At 69.2% G+C, this 967-nt stretch carries 1 protein-coding gene; it reads right to left on the bottom strand.

The annotated features are described in order from the left end of the window. Nucleotides 1-967, bottom strand: a 967-nt coding sequence (locus AC1D01_RS36485) for an ABC transporter substrate-binding protein (RefSeq protein WP_477874661.1), incomplete at both ends; no start/stop codon positions are given.

Below are 967 nucleotides of genomic sequence, written 5' to 3'. Positions count from 1 at the left end.
GGTCGACATAGCGCGAGCCGTGCGTGGTGCCGGCGAACTCGACCTTGTAGCCGCCCAGGTCGCTGCGCAGGCCGGCCAGCGAATCCTTCATGCGTGCGCGGTTCAGCGTGCCGGCCTTCGATGCCGCCAGCGCCGCCTCGACCGCGATGCGCCCGCTGATGTAACCCTCGAGCGTCGTGATGCCCAGCCGTGCGCCGTTGTTCAGCAGGGCCAGGTCGCGCTGGCATTGCGCGACCACGTTGACGCCCATCTGCGTCGGGCGCGGCACCACCATGCTCATCACGCAGCTCTGCTTGCGCGAGGTCAGCGTGTCGATCAGGTCCTGCCCCGCGAAGGACGAGGCGTAGAACAGGCCGGCGTACTTGCCGCGCACCAGGTGGTCGATGATCTTGCCGACCGGCCCCGCGTTAGCGGTGAACAGCACGCAGTCGAGGCGCGCGGCCAGCAGCTCGTTGGCGACGCCGTCGAACGACGTGGCGTTGCGGTCGATGCCGATCGACACCTTGGGCTGGATGGACAGCGCCGACAGCGCGGCGTTCATCGCCTCCATGTTGGCCTTCGAGGTGTCGTTCAGGTAGACGACCCCGATGCGCTGCATGCCGAAATCCTTGACGTAGCCGACCATGCGCTTGTACTCGGCGTCGTAGCCGGCGCGCACGTGGAAGGCGCCGCTGACGTGGCTGCCGCGGATGCCCATGTTGCCGCTGGCGGTGCCGAGCATCGCGATCTGCGCATCCTCGATCACCGGCATGCAGGCCTCGGCGCCGGCGCCGCTGGTCAGGCCGATCAGCGCGGTCGAGCCGCCCTCGACCAGCTGCATCACGTTCTTCATGCAGCGGCTGCGCACGCCGCCGTCGTCGAGCGTCTGCAGGTCGAAGTGGAGCCCGCTGGCGGCCTCATTGGCGTTCGCCGCGGCGAAGGCGGCGGCGATGCCGTTCTGCACGTCGCGGCCGTAGCTGGCCTGGCC

It is taken from the genome of Rhizobacter sp. P3_B12, assembly GCF_056402895.1.
This window is presented reverse-complemented; position numbering and strand designations above follow the sequence as displayed.